The organism is Bifidobacterium tibiigranuli (genome assembly GCF_022655035.1).
GTDB classification, from domain to species: Bacteria; Actinomycetota; Actinomycetes; order Actinomycetales; family Bifidobacteriaceae; genus Bifidobacterium; species Bifidobacterium tibiigranuli_A.
The window spans coordinates 48,449-73,467 of the sequence record NZ_JALCUA010000005.1 but is presented as its reverse complement, the minus strand read 5'-3'; the positions used below and the strand labels follow the sequence as shown (position 1 = coordinate 73,467).

General features: G+C 61.8%; 19 protein-coding genes and 1 tRNA gene. 2 read left to right on the top strand and 18 right to left on the bottom strand.

The annotated features are described in order from the left end of the window. Positions 1-133 precede the first annotated feature (133 nt). Genes LKK40_RS06745 through LKK40_RS06735 form a run of 3 tightly spaced genes read right to left on the bottom strand, consistent with a single transcriptional unit; the run spans position 134 to position 2,365 of the window. Positions 134-808, bottom strand: coding sequence for an ABC transporter permease (locus LKK40_RS06745; protein WP_304309990.1), 675 nt, complete (start codon positions 806-808; stop codon positions 134-136). Further along, positions 805-1,542 carry an ABC transporter permease gene (locus LKK40_RS06740; RefSeq protein WP_304309989.1) on the bottom strand — a complete coding sequence of 246 codons (738 nt, stop codon included), beginning with the start codon at positions 1,540-1,542 and terminating at the stop codon, positions 805-807. The genes LKK40_RS06745 and LKK40_RS06740 overlap by 4 nt, the downstream gene beginning before the upstream one ends. A gap of 1 nt (position 1,543) precedes the next feature. Beyond that, positions 1,544-2,365, bottom strand: coding sequence for an ABC transporter ATP-binding protein (locus tag LKK40_RS06735; RefSeq protein WP_304309988.1), 822 nt, complete (start codon positions 2,363-2,365; stop codon positions 1,544-1,546). 392 nt (positions 2,366-2,757) lie between these two features. On the opposite strand from LKK40_RS06735, the gene LKK40_RS06730 reads away from it, so the two are divergent. Further along, positions 2,758-4,191: a dihydrolipoyl dehydrogenase family protein gene (locus tag LKK40_RS06730; RefSeq protein ID WP_304309987.1), complete on the top strand. Its 1,434-nt coding sequence runs from the start codon at positions 2,758-2,760 to the stop codon at positions 4,189-4,191. 138 nt (positions 4,192-4,329) lie between these two features. Here LKK40_RS06730 and LKK40_RS06725 read toward each other — a convergent pair whose 3' ends face one another. The 7 genes from LKK40_RS06725 to nusA form a co-directional block, all read right to left on the bottom strand. After that, positions 4,330-4,917 (bottom strand): NAD(P)H-dependent oxidoreductase, encoded by a 588-nt coding sequence (locus LKK40_RS06725; RefSeq protein ID WP_304309986.1) that lies wholly within the window; start codon positions 4,915-4,917, stop codon positions 4,330-4,332. Between the two features lie 76 nt (positions 4,918-4,993). Then, complete coding sequence (locus tag LKK40_RS06720) at positions 4,994-5,635, bottom strand: TetR/AcrR family transcriptional regulator (RefSeq protein ID WP_304309985.1); 642 nt, start codon at positions 5,633-5,635, stop codon at positions 4,994-4,996. Positions 5,636-5,995: 360 nt separating this feature from the next. Then, the gene (locus tag LKK40_RS06715) at positions 5,996-7,198 is read right to left on the bottom strand and encodes a riboflavin kinase (protein ID WP_304309984.1); all 1,203 of its coding nucleotides are present in this window, start codon (positions 7,196-7,198) and stop codon (positions 5,996-5,998) included. Positions 7,199-7,242: 44 nt separating this feature from the next. Continuing rightward, on the bottom strand, positions 7,243-8,274 hold the full coding sequence (gene truB / locus LKK40_RS06710; protein WP_304309983.1) for a tRNA pseudouridine(55) synthase TruB: 1,032 nt from the start codon (positions 8,272-8,274) through the stop codon (positions 7,243-7,245). Between the two features lie 8 nt (positions 8,275-8,282). Then, positions 8,283-8,918, bottom strand: a complete 636-nt coding sequence (gene rbfA, locus LKK40_RS06705) for a 30S ribosome-binding factor RbfA (RefSeq protein ID WP_304309982.1) — start codon at positions 8,916-8,918, stop codon at positions 8,283-8,285. A gap of 137 nt (positions 8,919-9,055) precedes the next feature. After that, the gene (gene infB / locus LKK40_RS06700) at positions 9,056-12,010 is read right to left on the bottom strand and encodes a translation initiation factor IF-2 (RefSeq protein WP_304309981.1); all 2,955 of its coding nucleotides are present in this window, start codon (positions 12,008-12,010) and stop codon (positions 9,056-9,058) included. Positions 12,011-12,326: 316 nt separating this feature from the next. Then, positions 12,327-13,526, bottom strand: a complete 1,200-nt coding sequence (nusA, locus tag LKK40_RS06695) for a transcription termination factor NusA (protein WP_304309980.1) — start codon at positions 13,524-13,526, stop codon at positions 12,327-12,329. Between the two features lie 80 nt (positions 13,527-13,606). On the opposite strand from nusA, the gene LKK40_RS06690 reads away from it, so the two are divergent. Beyond that, complete coding sequence (locus tag LKK40_RS06690; RefSeq protein ID WP_304309979.1) at positions 13,607-14,530, top strand: hypothetical protein; 924 nt, start codon at positions 13,607-13,609, stop codon at positions 14,528-14,530. A gap of 67 nt (positions 14,531-14,597) precedes the next feature. Here the strand turns inward: LKK40_RS06690 and LKK40_RS06685 are convergent, their stop codons facing one another. The 8 genes from LKK40_RS06685 to LKK40_RS06650 form a co-directional block, all read right to left on the bottom strand. Then, the gene (locus LKK40_RS06685) at positions 14,598-14,744 is read right to left on the bottom strand and encodes a hypothetical protein (protein ID WP_304309978.1); all 147 of its coding nucleotides are present in this window, start codon (positions 14,742-14,744) and stop codon (positions 14,598-14,600) included. A gap of 355 nt (positions 14,745-15,099) precedes the next feature. Next, positions 15,100-15,188, bottom strand: a tRNA-Ser gene (locus tag LKK40_RS06680). Between the two features lie 110 nt (positions 15,189-15,298). Next, the gene (locus LKK40_RS06675) at positions 15,299-16,093 is read right to left on the bottom strand and encodes a transglutaminase family protein (RefSeq protein WP_304309977.1); all 795 of its coding nucleotides are present in this window, start codon (positions 16,091-16,093) and stop codon (positions 15,299-15,301) included. A gap of 194 nt (positions 16,094-16,287) precedes the next feature. Then, positions 16,288-18,474, bottom strand: a complete 2,187-nt coding sequence (locus LKK40_RS06670) for a circularly permuted type 2 ATP-grasp protein (protein WP_304309976.1) — start codon at positions 18,472-18,474, stop codon at positions 16,288-16,290. A gap of 255 nt (positions 18,475-18,729) precedes the next feature. Then, the gene (truA, locus tag LKK40_RS06665) at positions 18,730-19,635 is read right to left on the bottom strand and encodes a tRNA pseudouridine(38-40) synthase TruA (protein ID WP_304309975.1); all 906 of its coding nucleotides are present in this window, start codon (positions 19,633-19,635) and stop codon (positions 18,730-18,732) included. Positions 19,636-19,700: 65 nt separating this feature from the next. After that, complete coding sequence (locus tag LKK40_RS06660; protein WP_304310044.1) at positions 19,701-21,095, bottom strand: MFS transporter; 1,395 nt, start codon at positions 21,093-21,095, stop codon at positions 19,701-19,703. A 131-nt stretch (positions 21,096-21,226) separates the two neighbouring features. Next, a complete protein-coding gene (locus LKK40_RS06655) occupies positions 21,227-22,165 on the bottom strand; it encodes a nucleoside hydrolase (RefSeq protein WP_304309974.1) in 939 nt (312 codons plus the stop codon). A gap of 84 nt (positions 22,166-22,249) precedes the next feature. Beyond that, positions 22,250-24,847 (bottom strand): ATP-dependent DNA helicase RecG, encoded by a 2,598-nt coding sequence (locus LKK40_RS06650; protein WP_304309973.1) that lies wholly within the window; start codon positions 24,845-24,847, stop codon positions 22,250-22,252. Positions 24,848-25,019: the final 172 nt, after the last annotated feature.

Here is a 25,019-nt window from a genome sequence, read left to right as displayed (position 1 = left end):
CTTGTTTTCCTGAATTGATTGCATTCCTGATACTGGTATCCTGAATTTCCTGCGTTCCTACTTTGGACGATAATCAGTCAAGTATATTGGGACTTCAATAATGCTTGAAATTTCAAGCTTTTAGCGGATTAGATTATGACGCGGCCCGCACTCCTTTGGGAACAACGGCCCGCTGGATGGCGGCAAGCAGCGCGTCAAGCACCAGGGCGAGCAAGGCGACGAGCAGCGAGCCGCCAAGCACCATATCGTAGCGTTGCAACGCAATGCCGGTGATGATCGGCAGGCCAAGCCCGCCGAGATTGACGTAGGCGGCGATGGTGACCGTGGACACGACCTGAAGCACAGCCGATCGCAGTCCTCCTACGAGTAGCGGCAGGCCGAGCGGTATTTCGACCTTCCGCAGAATCTGCCATTCCGACATGCCTGCGGCGCGGGCCGCATCAATGACGCTGCGGTCAATCGCCTCGCACCCGGTATAGGCGCCGGCCAGCAATGACGGAATCGCAAGAAGCACAAAGGTGATGCCTCCGGCAGCAGGTTTGTGAAGCACGCCCAGCAGAAGAACGAGCAGAATCAGCAGCCCGAACGAGGGAATGGCCCGCGCCGCGCCGGAAATCGCCACCGCGATCTCGCGCCCATGGCCCGTATGACCAATCGCCCAGCCGGCCGGAATGGCTATGAGGGCAGCAATGGCAATCGGTATGGCAGTAAGATACAGCTGCTGGAACAGCAGCAGCGACAATGCTCCGGCCCCCTGCCATTGAGCTGGCGCGAACAGCCAGGCCATCGCGTCGGATACCAGATTCATCGACATTCCTCCGATCTCGCTGGCGTAGGCGCTGGCGTTCGCGAAGTCTGCGAGGCTTGCAGGGTTCGCGTCGTCGAGATCTGCCTGTGGGTTCGAGCGTGCGAAGCATGCGTCCACGGCATCACCAGTCGTCCGACGCACAGCAAAATCAAGTCGATCACGACCGCGATGACAGCGACCGCGACGATGCCGGCGAGAACCTCTGCGATGATTCGCCGCTGCAGACCGTCGGTAAACAGATAGCCGAGATTGGTGACGCCAACCAGAATGCCAACTGTAGCCAGCGAAATCGTGCTGACGGCAGCGACGCGCACGCCGGCGAGAATAACCGGGCCCGCCAATGGCAGATCCACAGTCCAGAACCGGCGTGTGGAACCGTATCCGATTGCGGTAGCCGCCTCTCTGGCGCTGGCGTCAACCGAGTCAAGCCCTTCGACCACCGCACGTACCATAATCGCGATCGCGTATATGGTCAGCGCCACAATCAGATTGACCTCGCTCGTGGCCGGGTACCCGATGGCGACCGGCAGGATCAGCAGCAGCGCCAGCGAGGGAATCGTGTAGAGCACTCCGGTTGCGGTCAGTATCGTCGAGCGCAGCCAGCGCACGCGCCATGCCGCCCATCCCAGCGGCAATGAGAGCGCGAAACCAGCCACGATGGCGATCAGGCTCTGCTGCAGGTGATCCGCCGTCAGCGACACGATCAGCGCAAGGTTGTTCAGCGTCCAAGCCATATCACGAACCGTTCTCGACCAGCACGCCGCGCGTGCGGCCGTTGCCGTCGACCAGCACCCGGCCGGTCTCGGTCTCGCAGATGCGCAAGGCTCGAGAGCCATAATCCGCGCCGATGAACTCGGCTACGAAATCATTGGCCGGATGCTCGATGATCTCATTGGCGGACCCCACTTGTTCTCTATGGGCGCCGGCGGTAAGAATCACCACCTGATCGCCAAGCAGAAACGCCTCGTCGATGTCATGGGTAACGAATACGACCGTTTTACCCAGCTCTCGCTGCAGTCTGGACAGCTCGCGCTGCAGTTCGGCGCGCACGATCGGATCCACCGCGCCAAAGGGTTCATCCATCAACAGAATATTCGGGTCGGCCGCCAGCGCACGAGCCACGCCCACCCGCTGCTGCTGACCGCCCGAAAGCTGGCTCGGATACCGATCGGCTATCGCAGGATCAAGGCCGACCACGCTCATCAGCTCCAACGCGCGAGTATGCGCCGCGCGACGCGTGCTCCCCAGCAGCCTGGGCACTGTCGCGATATTGCGCGCAACGGTGAAGTGAGGCAGCAGCCCGGCATTCTGCATGACGTAGCCGATGTGGCGGCGCAGCGTCACTGCCTGCTGGTCCGCTACGTCTTCCCCGTCGATCGACACGGTTCCGGAAGTCGGATCCACCATGCTGTTGATCATGCGCAGCAGCGTCGTCTTTCCGCATCCCGAAGAGCCTACCAGCACAGTTATCTTGCGGGAAGGGATAACCAGATTGAAATCCCTCACCGCCACTGTGCCGTCTGAGAACTGCTTGCTCACATGCGTGTATTCGATCACGCGGCCCCTTCCTGAACTGTTGAATGCGAATTGTTGAATGCCGTCACCATGACGATGCGCACGAACCACCTTCAGCCTTCATATGCCTGCGGTTATACATGTAATCCAGAGTGCGCCGACTTCGGCAAGCCTGTTTCGCCCACCCTATCCCCATCACGGCCGATCATCAACTTCTTCGCTAAGGGATAAGACCTTCATGCCCGCCAGTACTCTGGAAGCATATACATCAATATGCGGCACATGTATTGGTCCATGAATCCAGGTCGATGCCAGATGTGAATCGCGGCAACCGCGTGCTCCTGCATGCACCTCGGCAATGGCATATCTCAGCCAAGACGCCTCGCACAGCCCGCATTGACAATCTGGCACTGCTGCCAACGAAGGAGACAACTGTGACATCAATACCCATGACATCACCAATATCAACGAATAAGCGCACATACGACTACGATGTGATCGTCATCGGCAGCGGCCCGGTCGGCGAGAATGTGGCCGATTATGCAACGAAGCAAGGTGTCAAGGCAGCGGTCATCGAATCCGAACTGGTCGGCGGGGAATGCTCATATTGGGCATGCATGCCGTCGAAGGCGCTTTTGCGCAGCGCCGACGCGATCCGCGCAGCACAGCGGCTGCCTGGCGCACGCGAGGCGATCACCGGCGACATCGACGTTTCTGCCGTGCTGCGCAGACGTTCGTCGTTCACCAGCGAATGGAAGGATGACGGCCAGGTATCGTGGCTTAAATCCGCGGGTATCGAACTGATTCGAGGCTACGGCCGGTTGGCCGGCCCTCATCGGGTCATAGTGGGCGAACGTACGTACACAGCAGGCGCTGTTGCGCTGGCGACCGGCTCGGTTCCGGTGATGCCGGATATTCCAGGTTTCGCTCAGTCGGCTCCTTGGGGAACTCGCGAGACGACCGCTGCCGAGCATATTCCCCCGCGACTGATCGTGCTCGGCGGCGGCCCGGCCGCGCTGGAGCTGGCGTTCGCCTTTTCCTCGCTCGGCTCGCAGGTCACAGTGCTGGCCCATAGCGCTCTTCTGCGGCACGAGGGGCCGTTCGCAGGCGAATATCTCAGGAAAGCGATGGAAGATGACGGCATTGACGTACGCTGCGGCACCACGCCGGCACGCGTCGAGCGAAACGAGGACGGCTTGGTCACCGCAACATTGGACGACGGCGAGCGCATCACGGCGGAAGAGATTCTGGTGTCCACCGGACGACGGCCGAATACCGACGACATCGGTCTTGACAGCGTTCATCTCGGCACGAAGCTTGCGGTGGACGACACGATGCTGGTTCGGGGCACCGACTGGCTGTACGCGGTCGGCGATGTGAACGGCCGCGCACTGCTCACTCACCAAGGGAAATATCAGGCGCGCGCTGCGGGCGAGGCCATCGCGGCTCGCATCCAAGGTCGGCCAGTTTCGAATGAGCCATGGGGCCGGCATGTTGCCACGGCCGACCATGTGGCCGTTCCCCATGTGGTGTTCACCGATCCGCAAGTGGCAAGCGTCAGTCTCACTGAGAATCAAGCGCATAGCAAAGGGCTGCGCATACGGGCCGTCGATTATGATCTCGGCGCAGTCGCCGGCTCCTCCCTGCACGCCGATGGATACACCGGACGCGCGAAAATCGTCGTCGACGAAGAACGCCATGTGATTATCGGCGCGACATTCGTTGGCCAGGATGTCGCGGAATTGCTGCAGTCCGCGACGATTGCGATTGTGGGCGAGGTCACGATCGACAGATTGTGGCATGCCGTTCCTTCATACCCGACGATCAGTGAGATTTGGCTCAGGCTGCTCGAAGCCTATGGACGATGAACGAATTCATCGCAGGCCGCTCCGCGCCTAGCGTGACACTGCTCGAACTGGGGGAGCTGGAGTAGTCAGTCTCTTTTCGGTCCCTTACTCCCCCAGCAGGGCCCCACTTCATGCGACATACCCTTGCTCCCGTGATGCTTACTCGAACGTTATCGCCGCGATTTTGGCGAGATGGCGTTCGCGCTGCTGGGGCGTGGATGCAGTAATGCCGCCGAAGTTGACCCAGCGCCGATGCTGCATGCCGAGTTGCTTGAGCGTCTGGTTGATGAAGATACGCTTGATGCCGTCGCCGAGGAACAGCCGGAAGAAGAGGGTCGGCGAGGTGGATGTGGTGAGCACGTAGGTGTGCTTGATGTTGGTCAGCTCGCCTTGGACGCCGAACCGGCCTATCGTGTGGCTCAGCCCCTCGCCCTCCTTCATCACCTTGTCGATGAAGCCTTTGAGCATGCCCGGAATCGAATTCCACCATATCGGCGTGACAAACACCACCGTATCGGCTTTGCGCAGCATATCCAGATATGCGCTCACCTGCGGGTCGTGCGTGCCGCCATCGTGGAATAGCCGCAGCTCCTCGGCGTCATAGGCGGGATTGAAGTTCTCGGCATGCAGATCGATGACATGCGCCTCATGACCCTGTTCGCTCAGCGTCTTGACGACGGTGCCCAGCACGGCATGATTGAAACTCTTTTCATAGGGATGACAATAGATAACGACGACGTTGCTCATATCAGCTCCTTTATTGCGGTTGTTGGTTTGTCGTAGTTGTTGGTTGCGAATGAAGGAACGTTTGGATATCGGCAGCTCATTTGGCTGTGTGTTTGCGTGCATCTGGTGGCATCGAAGACGCCGAAAACGACAAAGATTCCAGCGATGGCTTACCGAGCAGGCGCATCAGCGCTTCGCGAAGCATGCTTGCGTCGTAATCAGCGACACCTCGCATGATGAGATTGCCGTAACCCTGAATGAAAGCCCATATCTGCATAAACAGCTGCTTCGGGTCGACAGAAGTATCGTAGCGCGCGCACAGTCGAGCGCATATGCCGAGCAAGGTAGCGAGAAAACGCGGTTGCTCGACTGCGCCGGGCTGCCGCATTGCCGTGCCGTACAGCGGTCCGAAGAACAGGAATTCGACGCCATATGGGTCGTCGCGCATCAGTTGCAGCAGTCGATCTGCGATTCCCAGCAGAATCTCGACATCGTCAACTGCGGTGTCAACGCTTGCCCCAGAAGGTACAACCGCATCGTTGACAATCCGCGACATCTCATAACCTGCGGCGTTCAACAGCTCTTCCTTGGACGCAAAATGCCGATACACCGAGCCGGTCGTCAGCCCGAGCTCCGCCGCAAGCGAGCGCAACGACACCTGCCCGTACCCGTGCTCACGTATGTCACAAACCGCCTGATCGACAATGCGCTGGCGAGTTTCGCTGCCTCGTGCTGTCATGAAGCCTCCCAATGGTAACAGTGTTATCAGATAACACTGTTATTGTAGCATACTTTTGCCCCATTGCAGATTCTGTCGTATTCTGAGCTACCCGTGTTTGCAGGCTTTCCTGTTGACTGTCGTGAACTCTGTCTTGTTTCTGACAGTTCTCAGCGCCAAATGTCATGAACAAGACAGAGTTACACTCTGTCTTGTTTCTGCCGCTACGGTCGATTCACTGTCATAAACGAGACAGGGTTGCCGATCCGATCAGTTCAGTCAGCCGTTGGTGATGGCGTAGGGTTCGGCCGCATGTTCGCCGCTGGACGAACACCCGATCTCCGGCATACATACTAGATATGTACTGGAAATTCGCCTGAATCAGGATGCTTGAGTTGTCAGCGCAAGCGTGTGCTCCACATCGGCGGCAAGCGCCGCCTTGAGCTCGTCGATGCCGTCGAATTTGATCTGCGGGCGCAGAAAACCAGCAAACTCGACCCGCAGCATATGCCCATACAGATCGAGCTGTTTGTCGGTTATGGCGTAGGATTCCACTACGCGCTCGTTGATTCCGGTCGCCTCGCTGAAGGTCGGCTTGGTGCCGATGGATATGGCTGCGGGCCAGCGCCACGCGGAGTGCGCAGCCAGGCGCGTCTCCTCGCTTGGTGCTGCGAGTTCATCGGGCTGCCCGGGCTTGCCCAAATCGATGACCCAACCGGCGTAGACGCCATCGACGGGTATATAGCCGTCGACGGACTGGCCGAGATTCGCCGTGGGGAAGCCGATGCGGTCGACGCCGCTGCTTTCGCCATGCACCACCGTGCCTTCGATGCCGTGCAGGCTCCCGAGCACCTGATTCGCAGCCTTGACACGCCCTTGCGAGAGCAGATAGCGCACATTGGACGAGCTCCACACGCGCACTTTGCGGCCCTGATGGTCCTTGCTCCATGCGCGCAGCTCGGCCTTGGTCATGCCGTCGGTCGGGTCGGCGGGCTCTCCCGGTCCAAGCGGCACCTGTGGAACGATGTCGGCAGGAATTCGCACATAGCCGGGGCCTCGATCACCCACGACATCCAGCTCGAATACGCCAGTGGCCTGGGCAAGGTTCTCGATGGCCTTGACGTCGCCGGTGCGGTTCGCACCCATAGCGGCGTCTGCGCCCAGCACAATCGTGCGCATGCCGAGCTTGCCGACCAGCTGGCCGAGGAAGAACCGGAAGGATTTCGCCGCGAAGGCCAGCGAGTAACGCACGACCAGCACCTGATCGATGCCCAGCTCACGCATCACGCGGATGCGCTGGCTGGCCGAGGTCAGCGCCCCGGTATCGCAGAAGTCAGAGCCCGGCTCGCTGTTGTGATGCGTAGCCGCGTAATGATGCACGACTCCGGGGCGCGGGTCGAACATGATGACCACGGAGAAGGACTTGGTCGCCTTCGCCAGCTCTACCACTCGCTCGATCACTGCTCGATGGCCCAGATGCATGCCGTCGAATCCGCCGACCGTGACTACGGCTTTCTTGGTTTTGCTTAAGGTGGGCCAGTCGACCAAGCCGTTAGCGTCAGGTGTCAAAGTGGTGATATTCATAAGTCCTCGTCAAGTCGTGTACCGGCGTCAACAATACCAGCGAATCAATCCGCAGGGAAGACGGCCACCGGCTTGGCGATGCCTGCGTCAGTGCCGCCAGCCGGTTCGAGAATCGCAATCACTTCGCCGCTGGCCTGCACGTATGCAGCCGTTGGAGCGTCAATATGCGCCGCGATGCGTCTGCCGAAGCGCAGATCGCGCGCCTGTGCCTGCGTTATCGCGATGCTTGGCATGGCGGCCTTCGCCGTCTCAAGCATCGGCATCGCATACGAACGCAATCCGTCCGCATCGCAGTCGAACACCGCCTTGTTGCGCGTCACTTCGCGGCCTTCATGGTCGGTGTAGCTTCTGGCAACCGCCCGGGCGGCAATGACATTCGGCGCAGCGACATCGCAATTGCCGATGCGAGTGCGGCGCAGAGCGGTCAGATGCCCACCGACGCCGAGTTCCCGCCCGAGATCGCGGCCAAGAGCGCGGATATACGTGCCCGCCGAGCAGGTGACACGTACGTCAAGATCGATTAGATTGCCGTGTGGAGCTGTTGCCGTTCCCGGTTGCGCCGCTGCGCTGGGAACGCGACGCATGGCAAGAACATCGAAGGCGCTGACCGTAATCGGCCGGGCTTTCAGCTCGACGTCCACGCCCTGTCGCGCAAGATCGTAGGCGCGTTTGCCGTCGATTTTGATGGCGGAGTAGGTGCTCGGCACTTGGTCGATCACGCCGATGAAATGCTCCCGAATGACCTGCTCAATCGCTGCCTGATCGATCGAATCGCAATCAGGCAGCGGATTCACTGCGATCGGCTCGCCCTCGGCGTCGTCGGTCGTCGTCGCCACGCCCAGCCGAATCGTCGCCTCGTAGGTTTTATCGTGCCCGACGATGACATTGAGCAGACGCGTGGCGTGGCCGAACCCGACGATCAGCACACCGGTGGCCATCGGATCAAGCGTCCCGGCATGCCCGACCCGCTTGATATGCAGCATCGAACGCACCGCGGCCACCACGTCATGACTAGTAACGCCCCGAGGCTTGTCGATAACGAGCAGCCCGGAGCCGAGCTGAGATGTTGGAGCCATCCCCCGACTCACGCCTCGTGCGCCGGACGCAGGTCAGAATCGGCATCAGAATCAGCGTCGTTGTCTACAGCACTGCCATTCGCAGGGCCATCTGCAACCGTGTCGTCGATAAGCGTGCCATCGGCCCCACTGTCAACGTCGTCAAACCCGTCGAAACCATCAGCGTCACCGGACTCGTCAAACCCGTCATCCGACTCGCTATCTTCGGGCTCGTCATTATGCCAGTAGGGATCTTCCTCGCCGGCGTACTGCGCGTTGGCGCGTGCCTTGGCGAGCTCCTCGTCGCGCTTATGCGCCGTGGCGAGGATGTCTTCGATCTCGTGCGCCTCGCTGGGCACCTCGTCATACATGAACTGCAGCTCGGGCGTAAGCCGCAGCCCGGCCTTCGCACCGACGGCAGCGCGCAGCCGTCCTTTGGCCTGCCGCAGGGCCTGGGTGGCCCGCTTGCGCTCCCCCTGCTCTTTGCCTTCGTCGCCCAGCTGGGTCCAGAAGACCCGGGCGAGCTGCAAGTCGTTGGTGACCCGCACCTCGGTGATGGTCACATTCTCCAAGCGCTTGTCATGCAGCTGGGTCTCGATGGACGCAGCGATAACGCGCTGAATAAGTTTGGCAATACGCGCCGCCCGCGGATTAGTTCCCGCCATAAGAAGCTCCCTATTATTTATCCGCTTATAAGACGAGCTGTGTTTGAAAGGGGGATGTGTTGCTAGACCGTATGACCGGCCGAGCGGCCTTGGAGCGTGTCTAGCAACACATCCCCCTTTCAAACACAGCGGATACCCTACTTCCGCTCGATCTCTTGCATTTCGAAGGTTTCGATGATGTCGCCCATTTCGATGTCGTTGAAGGTGCCGAGGTTGATGCCAGCCTCATAGCCTTCCTTGACCGACTGCACATCGTCCTTGAAGCGACGCAGCGAGGAGATCTCCAGGTCGTTGACCGTGGCGACGCCGTCGCGCAGGATGCGGCATTTCGTGCCCCGCTTGACTTCGCCATCTTGCACCATAACGCCGGCGATGTTGCCGAACTTGGAGGAGCGGAAGATCTCGCGGATTTCGGAATGCGAGGTCGTGACCTCCTCGTACTCCGGCTTGAGCATGCCCTTGAGCGCGGCCTCGATGTCTTCGATGGCCTTGTAGATGATCGAGTAGTACTTGATCTCCACGCCTTCGTGCTCGGCCAGATCGGCGACCTGACGGTTCGGGCGCACGTTGAAGCCGATGATGACGGCCTTGTCGACGGTCGCCAGATTGACATCGTTCTGCGTGATTGCGCCGACGCCACGGTGGATGACCTGGATGCCGACCTCATCGGAGACCTCGATCTTCATCAGGGAGTCTTCCAGCGCTTCGACAGAACCGGAAGAATCGCCCTTGATGACGATGTTGAGCATATCCACTTCGGATTTGGCGAACTGCTCCTTGAGGCCTTCGAGGGAGACAATCTTGCGGCGCTTGGCCAACTGCGCGGCGCGCTCGCTCGCCTGACGCTTCTCGGCGATCTGACGTGCGGTGCGGTCGTCCGACGCCACGAGGAACAGGTCTCCTGCCGTGGGCACGGAGGTGAGGCCCAGCACCTGCACTGGCGTGGAGGGCGCGGCTTCCTTCATCTGCTTGCCGTTCTCGTCCATCATCGCGCGGACACGACCATAGGAGGTGCCTGCCACAATGGCGTCGCCGACATGCAGCGTGCCGGATTGCACCAGCACGGTCGCCACAGCGCCGCGGCCCTTGTCGAGGCGGGCCTCGACGGTCGCTCCACGGGCGTCCATATCCGGGTTCGCCTGCAGGTCGAGCTCGGCGTCGGCCGTGAGCAGCACGGCTTCGAGGAGCTTGTCGACGTTGGTGCCGATCTTTGCCGAGATGTCGACGAACATGGTGTTGCCGCCGTATTCCTCCGGTACGAGGCCGAATTCGGTGAGCTGTCCGCGCACCTTCTCGGGGTTGGCTCCGGGCACATCGATCTTGTTGACTGCCACGACGATCGGCACATCGGCCGCCTGCGCATGGTTGATGGCTTCGACGGTCTGCGGCATCACGCCGTCATCCGCGGCCACTACCAGAATCGCAACATCAGTCAGTTCGGCGCCACGCGCACGCATGGCGGTGAAGGCCTCATGGCCAGGGGTATCAAGGAAGGTGATCTTGCGGTCGGAACCTTCAAGATCCACCGTCACTTGATAGGCACCGATGCGCTGGGTGATGCCGCCGGCCTCGCGCTCGACCACATGCGATTTGCGGATCGTATCGAGCAGACGGGTCTTGCCGTGATCGACATGGCCCATGACGGTGACCACCGGCGGGCGGGGCTGAAGATCCTCGCTGTCCTGATGTTCCTCGTCGTCCAGGTCGATGTCGAACTGCTGCAGCAGCTCCTTGTCTTCCTCTTCGGCCGAGACGATCTGGATGTTCCAGCCGATTTCCTCGCCCAGAATCTGGAAGGTGGCCTCGTCCAGCGACTGCGTGGATGTGGCCATCTCTCCCAAGTGGAAGAGCACGGTCACCAAAGCGGCCGGATTGACGTTGATCTTCTCGGCCAGATCGGAAAGCGTGGCGCCCTGACGCAGGCGGATGGTCTGCCCATGGCCTGCCGGAATGCGCACGCCGCCGATGACTGGTGCTTTGATCTCTTCGAAATCATGACGCTTCGCAAGACGGTTCTTGCGCGACTTGGAGGACCTGCCGCCCTGACGCCCGAATGCGCCTGCGGTGCCGCCGCGACCGCGACCGCCGCCGCGCGAAGGACCGTTATTCGTGGTGCCGGAAGCGCCTTGGAATCCGCTGCCGGTGTTGTTGCCGCCGCTGAAGCGACCAGTGCCGCTGCCGGTACGACCTTGAGTCGCGCCGCCGGTCTGGCCGGGGCGGTTATGGCCCCACTGACCTGGCCTGGCTGCTCCTCCTTGGCCTCCCTGCCCCGGGCGACCGCGGAAGCCTCCTCGGCCACCACCTTGGCCGGGACGACCTTTGCCGCCACGTCCATTGTTGACCGTCGGGCGGGCCATCGGATGCGGGCGCGGAATGTCGCTCGGAGTAGGCGTATGCATGCCCTGCTTACGGCTGAAGGGATTGTTGCCCGGACGCGGGCCGGACGCCGCATGGGTGCGCGGCTGCGCCGGAGCACCTGGCTGCTGGCCTCGTGGCGTGCCTGGGCGCGGCTCGTTGCGGTTGCCGCCGCCGTTGCCGTGGCCCTCATTGTCATGAGAGCGACCGGGGCGCGGCGCGGACTGGGATGCGGAACGTTGGCGATTGCGATCGCGATCGCGATCATGATCGCCCGGACGCCCTTGACGCCCGGAACCACCCTGCTCCTGCCGATGCTGCGACGATGATCCCCCTGGCCTCGGTGCATTCGAGTGCGAGGATCCAGGCCTGGGACCATCGCTATGCCTTGGTGCGGGCGATGGCGTTGCTGATGTCTGATGGGCCGCTTCGTGCGAGCCCGGTGCATGCGGTGTTGCTGTTGTATGCGTGTGCGACGTCGGCGCATGCGGCGCAGCTGTATGCGATGCCGCTGCGGCCTTGCCCCCTGTGGACTTTGCCTTGTCGCTGGTGCCTGCGGAAGCCGGCTGTTGCCCACCGGTCTGCGCGAAGGAATTCTTCAATCGGCGCACAACCGGTGCCTCAACCGTCGACGAGGCGGATTTGACGAACTCCCCCATGTCCTTGAGCTTCTCAAGGACAGCCTTGCTGTCGACGCCAAGGTCCTTGGCTAATTCATATACGCGCTGTTTTGCCACTCAGTTTTCTCCTAATTCCGGTGACCGCGCGTACATGCGCGGTCAGCTTTCGATGACGGCGAGCCTACTCTGTTTCATCGTGCGACCATGATTGTGTTACCTCGTCTCCATGCCACGAAGCGCATGCGGTGTGCATACGCTCGCGAATTACCGCATTCAGCATACTCGAAACGCTGGATTGCGTCTATCGATGCAGAATGCGGCATGTGTTGCCGGCGTGATGACCGTGCGTTGCATGCGTTGAGCAGACAGTGTTGAATAAACAACGTTGAACAGACAACGTTGCGATTCTCCGACGCGCCTGCCGGCACGTCACTCACGCCTTGTCGGCCTGCTGCTCAGTCTCGTTCTGATCGGCACCTTTTTGCTCAGTGCCTTTCTGATCAGTGGCTTGCGGTTCATTGCCATTACGCACAGCGTCACCATGTTCGGTTTCGCTGCTCTCAGTTTCGCTGTGCTCAGTCTCATTGCGCTCGGCCTGCTCAGCGGCCTTGCGATCGGCGGCTTCCTTGGCAGCGTGCGCCTCGCTGGATTCGATGCCGATCTTCCAGCCGGTGAGCTTGGCGGCGAGGCGGGCATTCTGCCCCTCCTTGCCGATGGCCAGCGAAAGCTGATCGTCATGAATGTAGGCGATGGCCGTCTTGTTCTTCTCGCTGACGACCTGCACGCCGGTCGCCACCGCGGGCGAAAGCGCCGAGGCGACGAACTGCGCGGGATCCTTGGACCAGTCGACGATATCGATTTTCTCCGGCCCCAGGTTCTCCATCACCGCGCGCACGCGGGCGCCTCCCGGTCCGATGAGCGCCCCCTTGGGATTGACGCCCTCCGTATTCGCATGCACAGCGATCTTCGTGCGAGCGCCCGCCTCGCGCGCAATAGCCATAATCGACACGGCACCAGAGACCAGCTCCGGAACCTCGCGCTCGAACAGCCGCCGCACCAGCTCGGGGTGGGAGCGGGAGACGATGATCTCCGAGCCCTTGAGCCCGCGAGCCACATTGACGACGTAGACGCGAATGCGCTCACCGTGATGGTAGCGCTCGCCCGGCACCTGCTCGCGCTTGGGCAGGATGGCCTCCACCTCGCCTACGGCGACGTGCACATTGGCCGGATCCTTGACGTCCTGCTGCACGACTCCGGTGATCAGCTTGCCGCGCTGACCGTAGAAGGAGCCGAAGATCTTCTCGTCCTCGGCGCTGCGGAACAGCTGGCTGATGACCTGACGCGCCGTGGCCGCAGCCAAACGCCCGAATCCCTTGGGCGTGTCGTCATATTCCTCGCCGATCTCAGGTTCCGGATGAGGATTCTCCTCAGTAGGCGCGACCTCGGTTTCGTCGCGCGCCCACACCGTAAAGGTTCCTGCGCGATCATCAAGCTCGACGCGAGCGTGTTTCGCGGATTTTGGTGTTTTGAGATAGGCGAGACGCAGCGCTTCGGCAAGCGCGGCGTCCACCGTTTCGGCATCTATTCCCTGTCCAGCAGCCAGTTGGTGAATACCCGTCAGGTCCAATTGCATGGTGCAAGACCTCCTATGAAGTTATTTAGCCGAGCGTTTGTGCCCCACTTGGTCATAATCCTTCATTACTCTAATGGTCTATGCAGACACGCACCACCCACTTCATGCACAGCGAACGACACCTGATCCACGCCATCGGCGGCGCGCTGGCGGGGTGTCTGCTGCTGTCAGCGACGGGATGTGCGGCTCCACAGCTGGAAACGCGGGTCGAGACAAACAGGGCTGCAAATCCGTGCAGTCGGGCGTATCGATCCGCCAACGAGGCGCAAAACGTGGTGGCCGGCCATAATCCTCGCCTGATGCGTTTCCTTGCGGCCACGACGGCAGGCAGCCAGTGGACCGAAGTGGCTGCGGCATGCCCGCAGCGTTTTGCGCAAGGCACGATACACGCGGCGCAGGCGCGGCATCTCGCGCACATGCTGGCACCTGCGGTGGGCGGAACGTATAGCGAGTCTGCTGCGGCGACGCATCGCGGCGGGCTCGATGGTCTCACGCAGCTGCACGCCGATACCAAAGTGCTTTTGGCGGCTGTCTTGGCCGAGGACCGGGCCGGCTTCGCAGCCGAGGTACTCGCCGCGCGCGGGGTGTCGAACGCCACGCTGGCACTTAGTGACGATCACAAGGCCACGGCTTCGCGGCTGTTTTCGCTCGCCTCAGCGGCAGGGAATATCAAGGATCCTCGGCAGAAGATCTACTCCGTCAAGCAGCTGCTCGCCAATCAGGATACGATCATCGATGCAGCCACCGGCCTGCGCGTGCCGACGATGGCCGCAGTCGAAATCGATTGCGCCCGCGAGGAGATTACGGGAGTGGAAGGCCAGAATTCGCAGAGCACTCAGGCCTTGCAGCCTGCGCAACAATCCCAGCGCGGCAGCGCATCCTCGTCAACTGACGATTCAGCGTCGACAGACGGTCTGCGAGCACTCTCGTTCCTAACCGCGTCGCGCATGGAGCAGGCCTTCGATCTCGGCTACCCGTCCTACGATGCAGCGCTGTTCGCATAGCACCGAAATCCACAGTCGTAGAGGCACAGAGAGGACCAGCTCACGGTTTCCCGTGAGCTGGCGTACCTTACTTGAGCCTCCACACCGCGCGCAGCGCGATGGCCACAACAATCAAGCCGGCTGTAGCCGGGTCAATCTTGGCGCTAAGACAGACGACAATAAGCGCCGCCAGCCACAGCGAGGGGCCGAAGTTCGGCTCTCTTGAATTGGGCATAATAATGCCTCTTTCTTATCAGACAGCCGCGCCGCAACGACGCGGCAGCGTCGTCCGACGATTGCCGGACGGTCAGGGCTCGTCCCTTCCGCGGGATTTCGCTCGACGTGTTCCAGAGTATCGGTTATGATGGAGATGCTGGACACGGCACTTCCGCACGTTCCCTACACTCTCGGCAGGCGCTAAGAACTTTCAGGGGACGTTGCCAAATCCGGTAGGGTGATCTTGAACATCCTCTTATCAAACGGCAAAGGGCCGCTGATGTGATACATCAGCGGCCCTTTGCCGCACTTCGCAGCGAAAAGTGGAGTTACACGAAAAGTAAGAAGTCCCCCGGGGTGGAAACCGGGGGACTTGGCGGATGAGGCGAGATTCGAACTCGCGGAGGGGTTCGCCCTCACACGCTTTCGAGGCGTGCTCCTTCGACCGCTCGGACACTCATCCATATTGCACAAGGCAACTTGTTTATTATACGACGAAGAGCGAATCGCGCAAGTCGAGCCTGTGTCGCGTAATCGACCTGCCACTCGCCACCGTTCGCTACAGCCCGCTACCTACTGCTCGTGCACCGAAGCGTTGACCCACTGACTCTGGCGTACGTTGTCGCCGGAGAAGATGCCGATGTCGAGCATGCAGTCGCGGTAATCGCGGCCGTGCGCGATGGTGATGTAGTTGTCGTCCACCATGCGGTTATGCGTCGGGTCCAGTCCAATCCAGCGGCCGTCGTGGTATACCTCAATCCATGCGTGGGTTGCGCCCTCCCCCCCGAGCAGACCGGCGATATAGCGCGCGGTCAGGCCGAGATGCCGACATACAGCGAGCATGACATGCGCATAGTCCTGGCACACACCCGTGCCTTGGGTGAGCGCCTGCTCGGCTGTGGTACGAATCGTGGTGGCTCCTGGCGTGTACGTAAACGCGCGGAACACCTCGTCCATCACCACTTGGCCTTGTTCGACCGCCGTGGCGTTGGGCTGTAGTTCAGCCAGCTTGGCACGGCAGACCGCAATCATGGCCGCAATCGAGGAGCCGGGCACGGTCAACGCGGAGTCAAAGCGATAGAGCGGCTTGTACTTTTCCGGCTTGGTGTTTTCGGTGTCTACGAATGCGATGCCCTTGACCGAGTAGTTGAAATTCGAATGCGCCTGCCGGATGTATCCGGTCTTCACCACGGAATCGAAGGCATCGACCGTGGTCTCCAACTCGGCCTTGGGCTCTATCTCAACCTCGACATCCACCACCTGCTGGCGGGGGCCGGAGCCGGGAACGCAGCGCAACTGGAAACGGTGGTCGGTGACGGGAGAGCTGAACGACAGCTTCATCTCGTAATCAAACACCAGTTTCTTCATTGATCTCGGCTCCTCGAATTCGACATATGCTGCGAACGCTCATCCCACCTTAGCAGATGCGACTACGCGCTGGGCAATTCCTGTCTCGGCGATTCCGTCTCGTCAGTTTGCACTGGCCGGAACCGCCGAAACACGGGTCGTGTAGCTTCACAGACGGCGTAGCTCATGGCCTGCTAGCTCACAGCTCGCATAGCTCACGGACGACGAGAGTCCATGTTCATGGCGCTGAGCGTGCCGTCCTCGGACTGCACCAGCACCGATCTGCTGTCGAAATCGCTGCGGAACTCGTTGAGCCGCTCAGCCAGCTGGGCGTATCCGCGTGCAGGCAGTTGCTCAGAGAGCCAGCCGACGCCGATGGCGAAGCATTGCGGCAGCGGCAGGCCATCGAGCGTATGCGCGTAGGTTTCCAGCTTCGTCAGCGGTGCGCTCAGCTCTTCAGGCGCCAAGTGGAGGCGTGTGTACAAGTCGATGCGTTCGATGTACTTGCCGATGAAGATGGACGCCTTCAGCGTCGTATCCATGCCGGAATCCTCGACGCCGCCCCAGAAAGCAAGCATGTTGTCTTCGATGTCGCGCTGCTTGTAAATATCCTCCGCGCTGGCGAAGCGCGTCGCCGCAGCGGTGATATTGCTCACTGCGAGCTCGATGTACTGCAGGAGACCCGAGCTGAGTTCCGGGCGCAGAATCACGGCGTTGTCGAAGGCGCGCACGACGGCGCTGCGCACCGAGTTCGGGTCCTGACCGTCGTAGAGGAAGGAATGGATGAAGTCGTCGAAATCGCCGAAGTCCTGCGGCAGATCGAGCGCCTCGGCGAAGGGGCGGAAAGCGTCCACATCGGTGTCCATCACACGGTCGTAGAAGGGGAAGAAGCGCGCGAGCGTGGTGAAAGCGCGTTCCGTATAGCGCCCGAGCCAGTACAGGTTGTCGGCCTTCGAGACAGTGACCAGCGAGAGCGTGTGCGGCTGCGGGTCGGCGATGAGGCTGGCCGCGTCCGCCGCGGATACGCCGCCCTGCTGCTGGCTGTTCTTCGGCTTGTCAGGCGCCAGCACCCAAGTGTCCTTGAAGCCGCCGCCCTGCGAGGAGTTGACGATCATCTCCCCGGGCTTCGAGGAGTATCGGGTCAGGCCCGAATACCACACATGCGTGTTCTGACCGGTCACTACGAAAGCGCGCAAATCGCATTTGCGCGGCGTCTCCTCGCCGGTGACCGGGTCGATCACATTGATATCCTTGAACTGGATGACCTCCTGCGCGATGAAACGGCGGGGCTCGCTCGTGATGCGCTCGGTCAGCTCCTGACGCTGCGCCTTGTCGAGGCTCGAACCGAAGACCACACCGTAGCCGCCGGCCTCACTCACGTCCTTGATCACCAGCTCGCCAAGCCGGTCGATCACCTCGCGGCGATCCTGCTCGAACATCGGCATATAGGTCGGCGCATTGTTCAGGATGGGCTCTTCGTTGAGATAGTAGCGAATCATGCGGGGCACGAAGTAGTAGATCGCCTTGTCGTCGGCAGCGCCGTTGCCCGGCGCGTTGACGATGGCCACATTGCCCGAGCGATACACGGAGAGCAGCCCCGGCACGCCGATGACGGAATCGGGGTTGAAGGCGAAGGGGTCGAGGAATTCGTCCGACATCCTGCGGTACATGACGCCCACGCGGTGGCGGCGGCCGGCATAGTCCAAGAGGTACAGTCGATTGTCGAGCACTTCCAGATCCTCGGGGAAGGCAAGCACCGCACCGGTTTTCTCGGCCAGATAGGCATGTTCGAAGAACGCGGAGTTGTAACGGCCCGGCGTGAAGACCACCGCTATGCCGTCGGTCGAAACGAAGTCCATGGCCTTGCGCAGCAGCCGCGGGTAGTCGCGATTGTCGCGCACATGCAGCTGGCGGAAGAGCTTGGGGTTGGTCCGGCGCTCGACATCCCTGGCGAACAGCGGGTAGCTGGCGCCCGAGGGGATACGCAGATTGTCTTCGAGCACCCACCAGCGACCGTCCTCGCCCTGCACCAGATCCTCGCCGGCGATATGCGCGAAGATGCCCCCAGGAGGCGTCACGCCATTGACCTGCGGGAAGTAGCCTGCGGAAGTGTAGACGTATTCGCCGGGAATCACGTTGTCGGCGATGATGCGCTTGTCACCGTAGATGTCCTTGAGGTAGGCGTTAAGCGCATTGACGCGCTGCTTAAGACCGGCCTCAAGCTGATCGAACTCGTCGGATTCGATGATGCGCGGAATCGGATCGTAGGGGAAGAGCCGATCGCGGTACTCGCCGTCCTTGTAGACTCCGAAGCGCACTCCGTTGCGGCTGAGTTCGCGATTGATCCCCTCCCTGCGATCGACCAGCTCCCCCGTCAGTTGATGCACTGAATTTACTGCCATTCGAAACTCCTCCGCGAATCACTGCAATGGTCACAACGCGATGCCGCGACGTGCCCGCGAGCATGCTTCCTTGCGATTTCCTTGGCAACGCTAACCACCGCGCATTACCATCGGCGCGTGGCTATGTTACGAACATGTCACGAGGCGTGAACAAGCGCGAATCGGCAAACGCAGACAGCCGCAGTCAGTCGAAGACAGACATAGCCGGCCGCAGACAGAATAGGCAGGTATAGCAGCCGCACACACGCCGCTCCGTCATGGCAGTGTGCGCCTGGCCCGGATGCGTTCGGCCCGCACGCCCAGCTCCTTGTCCGGCGGGTAGGCGATATGCTCGAGCGTCAGGCCGTGCGGCGCGATAGGGCCTGTGGAACCCTCGCGCACCGGCTGCGCCATCTTGCCAGCGAACCAGTCCAGCGAGCGCTTGCCCAGTCCGACCTGCACGCATGCGCCGACCAAGGAGCGCACCATGTTGTGCGCGAAGGCGTCGGCGACGATGGTGAAGCACACCAGCCCGGATTCGATGGCAGGCGTGCAATAATGCCCCCGTGCCTCTTCATCGATCAGCGGGCGAGTGATGACGCGACGCCAGCATGCCGTCTTGACCTCTCGTATGGTGGTGCCACCGGGGTTCGGCGTGGCGAAAGAGCCGAAGTCGTGCAGGCCGAGCATCATCGCCGAAGCCTGATTCATCGCGTCAGTGTCGAGCTCGCCGTCCATCGACAGCACGAAGCCGCGCAGCCGGGGATCGGGCGCATAAGCGCCATCGGCGATGCGGAAGACATACGTGCGTTCCAGCGCGGAGAAGCGCGCGTCGAAGCCCTCGGGCGCTTCGCTGATGGCGTGGATCGTGATGTCGTCCGGCAGGAAATGCCGCAGCCGGCGCATGAGCGCCTCGATGGCCGGCATGTCCATATGGCCGATGCAGCCGGCAAGCGTTTCGACCTGCACATCGAGATGACACACCTGGTGGCTCGCGTGCACGCCCGTATCGGTGCGCCCGGCCACGACGAGGCGCAGCGGCTCCTGCAAGTCGTCATCCGGCACGTCCAGAATGCGGTGCAGCGCCGTCTCCATCTCGCCCTGCACCGTGCGCAGGGCGGGCTGCTTCGCCCATCCGTGGAAATTGCCGCCGTCATAGGCCAAATCAATTCGCAGTCTCATCAGCATCAGTATAAAACGTGCGACCGTGCTGTTCCGCCGCCGCGCCGCATTGTTCTATTCCTGTTCTATTCCCGTTCGTCTTCAGGCTGGGGAATCAGGTAGGAGCAGCCGAATGCGGCCACCAGCAGCACCGCGCCCGCGATCATCGCCGCGCTATAGCCGGCCACCGAGCCATGCGAAGCGCTCAGCGAGGTCATGAAGGCGTACAGCACCGCGAAGCTCAGGCCGGCACCAAGGTTGAACGCGCCGGCGTTCATGCCGGGCAGATAGCCGGTGTTGTCCTTCGGCGAGAGCACGATGCCCAGGCCGTTGAGCATGATGTTCGCCGTGCCTGCGTAGCTCAGGCCCAGCAGCACCGAGATGGCGACCAGAATCCACACGGAAGGGTCATGCGCCACGACGATGCCGAAGAGCGCGCCAAGCAGGCTCACGACCAGCCCCACGCGCAGCACTTTCAGGTAGCCGAAGCGGCTGGCGAGCTGCCCTGCGGCAATGCCGAAGAGCAGGCCGACGATCGCATACGGGGTGAGCGTGGCGAAGGAGACCACATCAGCGCCCATGCCGGACCACAGTTTTGTATCCTGCGCGATGGCGGGTATCACGCCGTTCATGATGGCGAACACACCGGTCATGGTCAGCAGCGTGGTGGACAGCAGTCCCCAGGTGCGGCGCTGCTTCAAGTAGACCGTAGAGACCATCGGCGCCTTGGACCGGCTCTCGACCTGCCAGAAGACCACGAAGAACACGGCTGCGACGATGATTTCGATAATCACGACAAGCCAGTTCGCCGCCCCGAGCTTCTGAATCTCGTTGATGGCCAGATAGGCCGCGAGGAAGGCGATGCCGAGGCACACCACGCCGAGCCAGTCCATGCGCGGCGTGTCCTGCGCCGTCGATTCCTCGGTGGCGACGCCGACGAGCACGATGGCGACAAGCCCGATGCCGGCCATGGTCCAGAACACAGAGCGGAAGCCGAAGTTGCCTGCGAGCCAGCCACCGAGGATTGCGTCGATGCCGGCGATGCCGCCGTTGACCGAAGTCAGAATCGACATGAGCTTGGCGTAGCGCTTCTCCTCGGTGACGCGCACATGCAGCATGATGAGGCACATCGGCACGACCGGGCCGGCCGCGCCCTGCAGGATTCTGCCGAGCATGAGCACCGTGACGTTAGGGGCGAGCGCGGAGACGACGCAGCCGAGCGTCGTGGCGATGAGGATGCCCAACAGCACCTTCTTGCGGCCGACCAGATCGGCCAGGCGCGGCAGGAACAGCGAGAACAGCGCGGCGGCGGTGAAGAACACCGTCTGTGTCAGGCCGATCTGGTCGGAGGTCGTGTTGAGCTCGCGCTCCATGGTCGCCAGCGCCGGCGAGAGCATGGAGGCGTTGAGCTGGAAGGCGAAGATCGCGACCATAAGCGCGGTCATCAACGCGACGATGGAGCGGCCGCCTTGGTCGAGCATCGCGCCGTTATTGCTGTTGTTGCCGTTGCCGGTTTGCCCGCCGGACGGGGACGCCACCTGTTGAGACATCGGTATTTCCCTACTCCCTATTGCTATGTTGCATGATTACTGTACTGCTGGTTGCTGTGCTGCTAGCCGATGCGCGTGATGGCGTCGATGATCAGGTTCCAGAACTTGTCGAAATCGAGCTTGAGCGCGACCTGCGTATGGCAGTCCTTGGCAGGCGGCTCCGGTCCGCGCAGATCGGCGACGGTCATGCCCAGGGTCGGCCCGTCGGCGATTTCGACGTCGAGCGGGCAGCGGCGGGTGGTCATCACCGAAGGGTCAATCAGGTAGGCGACCGTGCAGGGATCGTGCACCGGCGGGTCGATGAAGTCCTGATTGTTCTGGTAGGACTTGCGGAAGAAATCCATCAACCCGCTGGCGAAGGCCGACAGATCAGAGCCGATCGCGTCGATGCGCGACTGCACCTGCGGCGTGCACAGCGCCTGATGAGTCAGGTCGAGGCCGACCATCGTCAGCGGCCATGCCTCGCGGAACACCACCCGCGCAGCCTCAGGGTCAGTTTTGATGTTGAATTCGGCAACCGCGCTCCAATTGCCTACGTGCACGCCGCCGCCCATGAGCACGACCTCCTTGACGCGCTCCACGATGCGCGGTTCCAGACGCGCGGCCAGGGCGATGTTGGTCAGCGGGCCAGTGGGGACCAGGGTGATGGTGCCGGGTTCGCTGCCCATGATGGTGTCGATGATCCAGTTGGCCGCGTGGCCCTGTTCGAGCGGGCGTGTCGGCTTGGGCAGCGTCACGCCATCCAGCCCCGTCTCGCCGTGAATCGAGGCGGCGACCTCAAGCGGGCGGATAAGCGGCCTGTCGCTTCCGGCGTGCACTGGGATATCGGTCGCATGGGCCATTTCCAGCACGGATCGCGCGTTGTAGGTGACCTTGTCGAGACTTTGATTGCCACCAACAGTGGTGACGCCGATCAGATCGATGCCCGGATTGCCCACGGCGAGCAGAATCGCCATCGCATCGTCATGCCCCGGATCGCAGTCGAGAATAATATGCTGCATGTTCGCTCCTTAATTCGTTGGCGCGTTTTTCCACCAACCACCTTAGCCTCTCCCATACGAAACGTCTAAGGTATCCGACGATGGTCAGCTGCTGACGATCTGCGATTCGCCGCCGCGCGTGAAGTCGAGCACCGCGCCCGCCAACTGCACCGCGTGGCTCAAATCAGGGTCGGCGTCGAGCAGCGCATCGGCATCGGTGCGGGCCTTAGCGATAATCGTGACGTCCTTGACCACGCGCAAGAGCTTGAGCCCGGATTTGACGCCTGACTGGGTATCGCCAAGCACATCGCCCGCGCCACGCAGTTCGAGGTCGGCTTGCGCAATCTCCGCGCCGTCAAGCGAGTGGTGAATGACTTCGAGCCGCTGGGCCGCGATGCTGTCCGGCTCGGCGCGCGAGACGAGGAATGCCCATGAATCGGTGCCGCCGCGCCCGACCCTGCCACGCAGCTGATGCAATTGGGACAGCCCGTAGCGGTCGGCGTCGAATATCACGATGCAGCTGGCCTGCGGGACATCCACGCCGACCTCGATCACCGTGGTGGCCACGAGCACAGGCGTCTTGCCAGAGGAGAAGTCGGCCATGACCTGCGCCTTGGTCGCGTCATCATCGCTGCCGGTCAGCGTTGCGAAGGCAACGCCTTCGAATTGGGGCAGCGATTGCAGGCGCTGCGCGATTTCGGCGACCGCATGCAAGGGCGGCTTGGGTTCAGCCATTGGTTCCGAGCTGTCTGAACCGCTGCCGCTCGCTTGGCTGGCACCTCGCCCGCGCCTGCCTGGTTGCCGGCCCGCAGCAGCCTGCGCCCGTTCATCATCCGATCCGTCATCGAAGGCTTCGAAGCCGTCTTCGCCGGCATCACCTGCGCCGTCTGCATCTTCGTCCATATCAATCCGCGGGCAGACCACATAGGCTCGCTCCCCCGCATCGAGACGCTTGCGGATGTGCGCGAACATGGCTGCCATCGTCCGCGCATCGGCCTCCGGCACGACAACCGTTCTGATCGGCTTGCGGCCTCCGGGCAGTTCGGTGAGCCATGAGATGTCCAGATCGCCGAACCATGTCATCGCGGCAGTGCGCGGGATGGGCGTCGCGGTCATCACCAGCAGATGCGGGGTCAGCTCTCCTCGCGCCCGCAGCGATTCGCGCTGTTCGACGCCGAAGCGGTGCTGCTCGTCGATGACCACGAGCGCGAGATTGGGTGCCTGGAAGGTCGAGGAGAACGCGGCATGCGTGGCGATGATGATGCCCGGCTCGCCGCTTGCGGCCTGTGCCAAGGCTTTGCGGCGGGCAGCCAGCCGCATGCCGCCGGTCAGCAGCGTCACCGCCACCTGCATCGAGTCGCCGTTGACCATCGCCGATATGGTCTGGTAATGCTGCTCGGCAAGCACCTGCGTGGGCGCCACCAGCACGGCCTGGTACCCCGCGCCCACGGCCTGCAGCATCGCGGCAACCGCCACCACGGTTTTGCCCGACCCGACCTCGCCTTGGAGCAGCCGCTGCATGGGATAGCTCTGCGCCATGTCGGCGGCGATATCGTCAATGACCTCGCGCTGGCCGCCAGTCAGCTCGAATGGCAGCGAAGCGATGAACATGTCCCGCAATGCATCGTCCGCACACGCATGGGCCTGTGTTTGGCGGGCGTGCTGGCGCGATTGCAGCACGGCGGTCTGGGAGACCAGCGCCTCCTCATAACGCAGCGTGGCGATGGCCTGATGGAATTCCTTGGTCGACTGCGGATCGTGAATCGCGAGGAAGGCCTGCGCCCGATGCATGAGCGCGTGCACGTCACGAATCGATTCGGGCACGATATCGGGGACGGCCTGGCGCAGGGCGGCTATGTCGGGTGAAGTTCCGGAGGCGTCGGCGGCGGTAACGGTAGCGGTAATAGCGTCAGTAGAACCGGCAAGGCCAGCAGCGTCAGTGTGTCGTGAAACATCGGTTGACGCAGCGTCAACTCCGACGACACCAGTTCGCATCTCCTCATTCTCCGCATCACCGTCAGTTCCAGTGCCGCTGTCACGCAGCAGATCGAGGAATCCCAGGATCGCCTCGTGTATATGCTCGCTGGAAATACGTGAAGTGGCGTGGTACACAGGCCGGGGTCGGCACACTCGCCGCAAAGCCTCTTCCTCGGAGTCGGCATCGTATATACGCTTCGTCGCTGCTCCGCCGCGCGACTGCGCCGCGTCGCCCGGTCTGGCAGCGTCAGATTCCGTATCCTCGTGCGAATCGGGATCGACCGTCAGCACCTCAGGATGCGTGAACTGCAGCTGGCCATTGAACTCCGTAGGTTCCCCCGCGACGACGACATCCGCGCCGGAATGCATCCGTGCGCTGAGCCAGTCGATGTACTGCCGTTTGCCCGAGAAGAACACAAGCCGGGCGATGGTGCCGTTGACGTTTCTGGTCCGCGCGAAGTCCGCGTCATCGACACTCACCTCAAGCCGAAACCCGCGCCGAGCGCTCATCGGCACTACGCGCACCTGCCGCACCTGGGCGGCAAAGGCCATCGGCTGCCCTGCGCGAGCCTCGTGCAATGCCCTAAGCGCGACCGGCTCGGTCACACGGAAGGGATAATAGGTCAGCGCATCGCCGACCGTTATGAGCCCTAAGGATTTGAGCGCGCTGACCCGCCGCTTGTTCGTCATCAATGACGAAATCGGGGTACTCAGTGAAACGCTCATATTTCCCATTGTTGTCAATTAGCCCGACAGCTTGCCGCTATGCGCTAGTCGTACAGCCTTCGTGTCCTTGAGGTCGTTCACTGGCGAATCGGCAACTCTGTCTCGTTTGTGACAGTAAATCGACCGTAATGGCAGAAACAAGACAGAGCATGCTGAACTCTGTCTCATGCAT

What these genes read in the sequence shown, in the direction of transcription:
- LKK40_RS06715 (WP_304309984.1), bottom strand. Translation starts at nt 7,198, where the DNA reads ATGAATATCACCACTTTGACACCTGACGCTAACGGCTTGGTCGACTGG.
- LKK40_RS06670 (WP_304309976.1), bottom strand. Translation starts at nt 18,474, where the DNA reads ATGGCAGTAAATTCAGTGCATCAACTGACGGGGGAGCTGGTCGATCGC.
- truB (WP_304309983.1), bottom strand. Translation starts at nt 8,274, where the DNA reads ATGGCTCCAACATCTCAGCTCGGCTCCGGGCTGCTCGTTATCGACAAG.
- LKK40_RS06655 (WP_304309974.1), bottom strand. Translation starts at nt 22,165, where the DNA reads ATGCAGCATATTATTCTCGACTGCGATCCGGGGCATGACGATGCGATG.
- LKK40_RS06725 (WP_304309986.1), bottom strand. Translation starts at nt 4,917, where the DNA reads ATGAGCAACGTCGTCGTTATCTATTGTCATCCCTATGAAAAGAGTTTC.
- LKK40_RS06720 (WP_304309985.1), bottom strand. Translation starts at nt 5,635, where the DNA reads ATGACAGCACGAGGCAGCGAAACTCGCCAGCGCATTGTCGATCAGGCG.
- LKK40_RS06650 (WP_304309973.1), bottom strand. Translation starts at nt 24,847, where the DNA reads ATGAGCGTTTCACTGAGTACCCCGATTTCGTCATTGATGACGAACAAG.
- LKK40_RS06740 (WP_304309989.1), bottom strand. Translation starts at nt 1,542, where the DNA reads ATGGCTTGGACGCTGAACAACCTTGCGCTGATCGTGTCGCTGACGGCG.
- truA (WP_304309975.1), bottom strand. Translation starts at nt 19,635, where the DNA reads ATGAGACTGCGAATTGATTTGGCCTATGACGGCGGCAATTTCCACGGA.
- rbfA (WP_304309982.1), bottom strand. Translation starts at nt 8,918, where the DNA reads ATGGCGGGAACTAATCCGCGGGCGGCGCGTATTGCCAAACTTATTCAG.
- LKK40_RS06690 (WP_304309979.1), top strand. Translation starts at nt 13,607, where the DNA reads ATGCAGACACGCACCACCCACTTCATGCACAGCGAACGACACCTGATC.
- LKK40_RS06745 (WP_304309990.1), bottom strand. Translation starts at nt 808, where the DNA reads ATGAATCTGGTATCCGACGCGATGGCCTGGCTGTTCGCGCCAGCTCAA.
- LKK40_RS06675 (WP_304309977.1), bottom strand. Translation starts at nt 16,093, where the DNA reads ATGAAGAAACTGGTGTTTGATTACGAGATGAAGCTGTCGTTCAGCTCT.
- LKK40_RS06660 (WP_304310044.1), bottom strand. Translation starts at nt 21,095, where the DNA reads ATGCTCGACCAAGGCGGCCGCTCCATCGTCGCGTTGATGACCGCGCTT.
- nusA (WP_304309980.1), bottom strand. Translation starts at nt 13,526, where the DNA reads ATGCAATTGGACCTGACGGGTATTCACCAACTGGCTGCTGGACAGGGA.
- LKK40_RS06685 (WP_304309978.1), bottom strand. Translation starts at nt 14,744, where the DNA reads ATGCCCAATTCAAGAGAGCCGAACTTCGGCCCCTCGCTGTGGCTGGCG.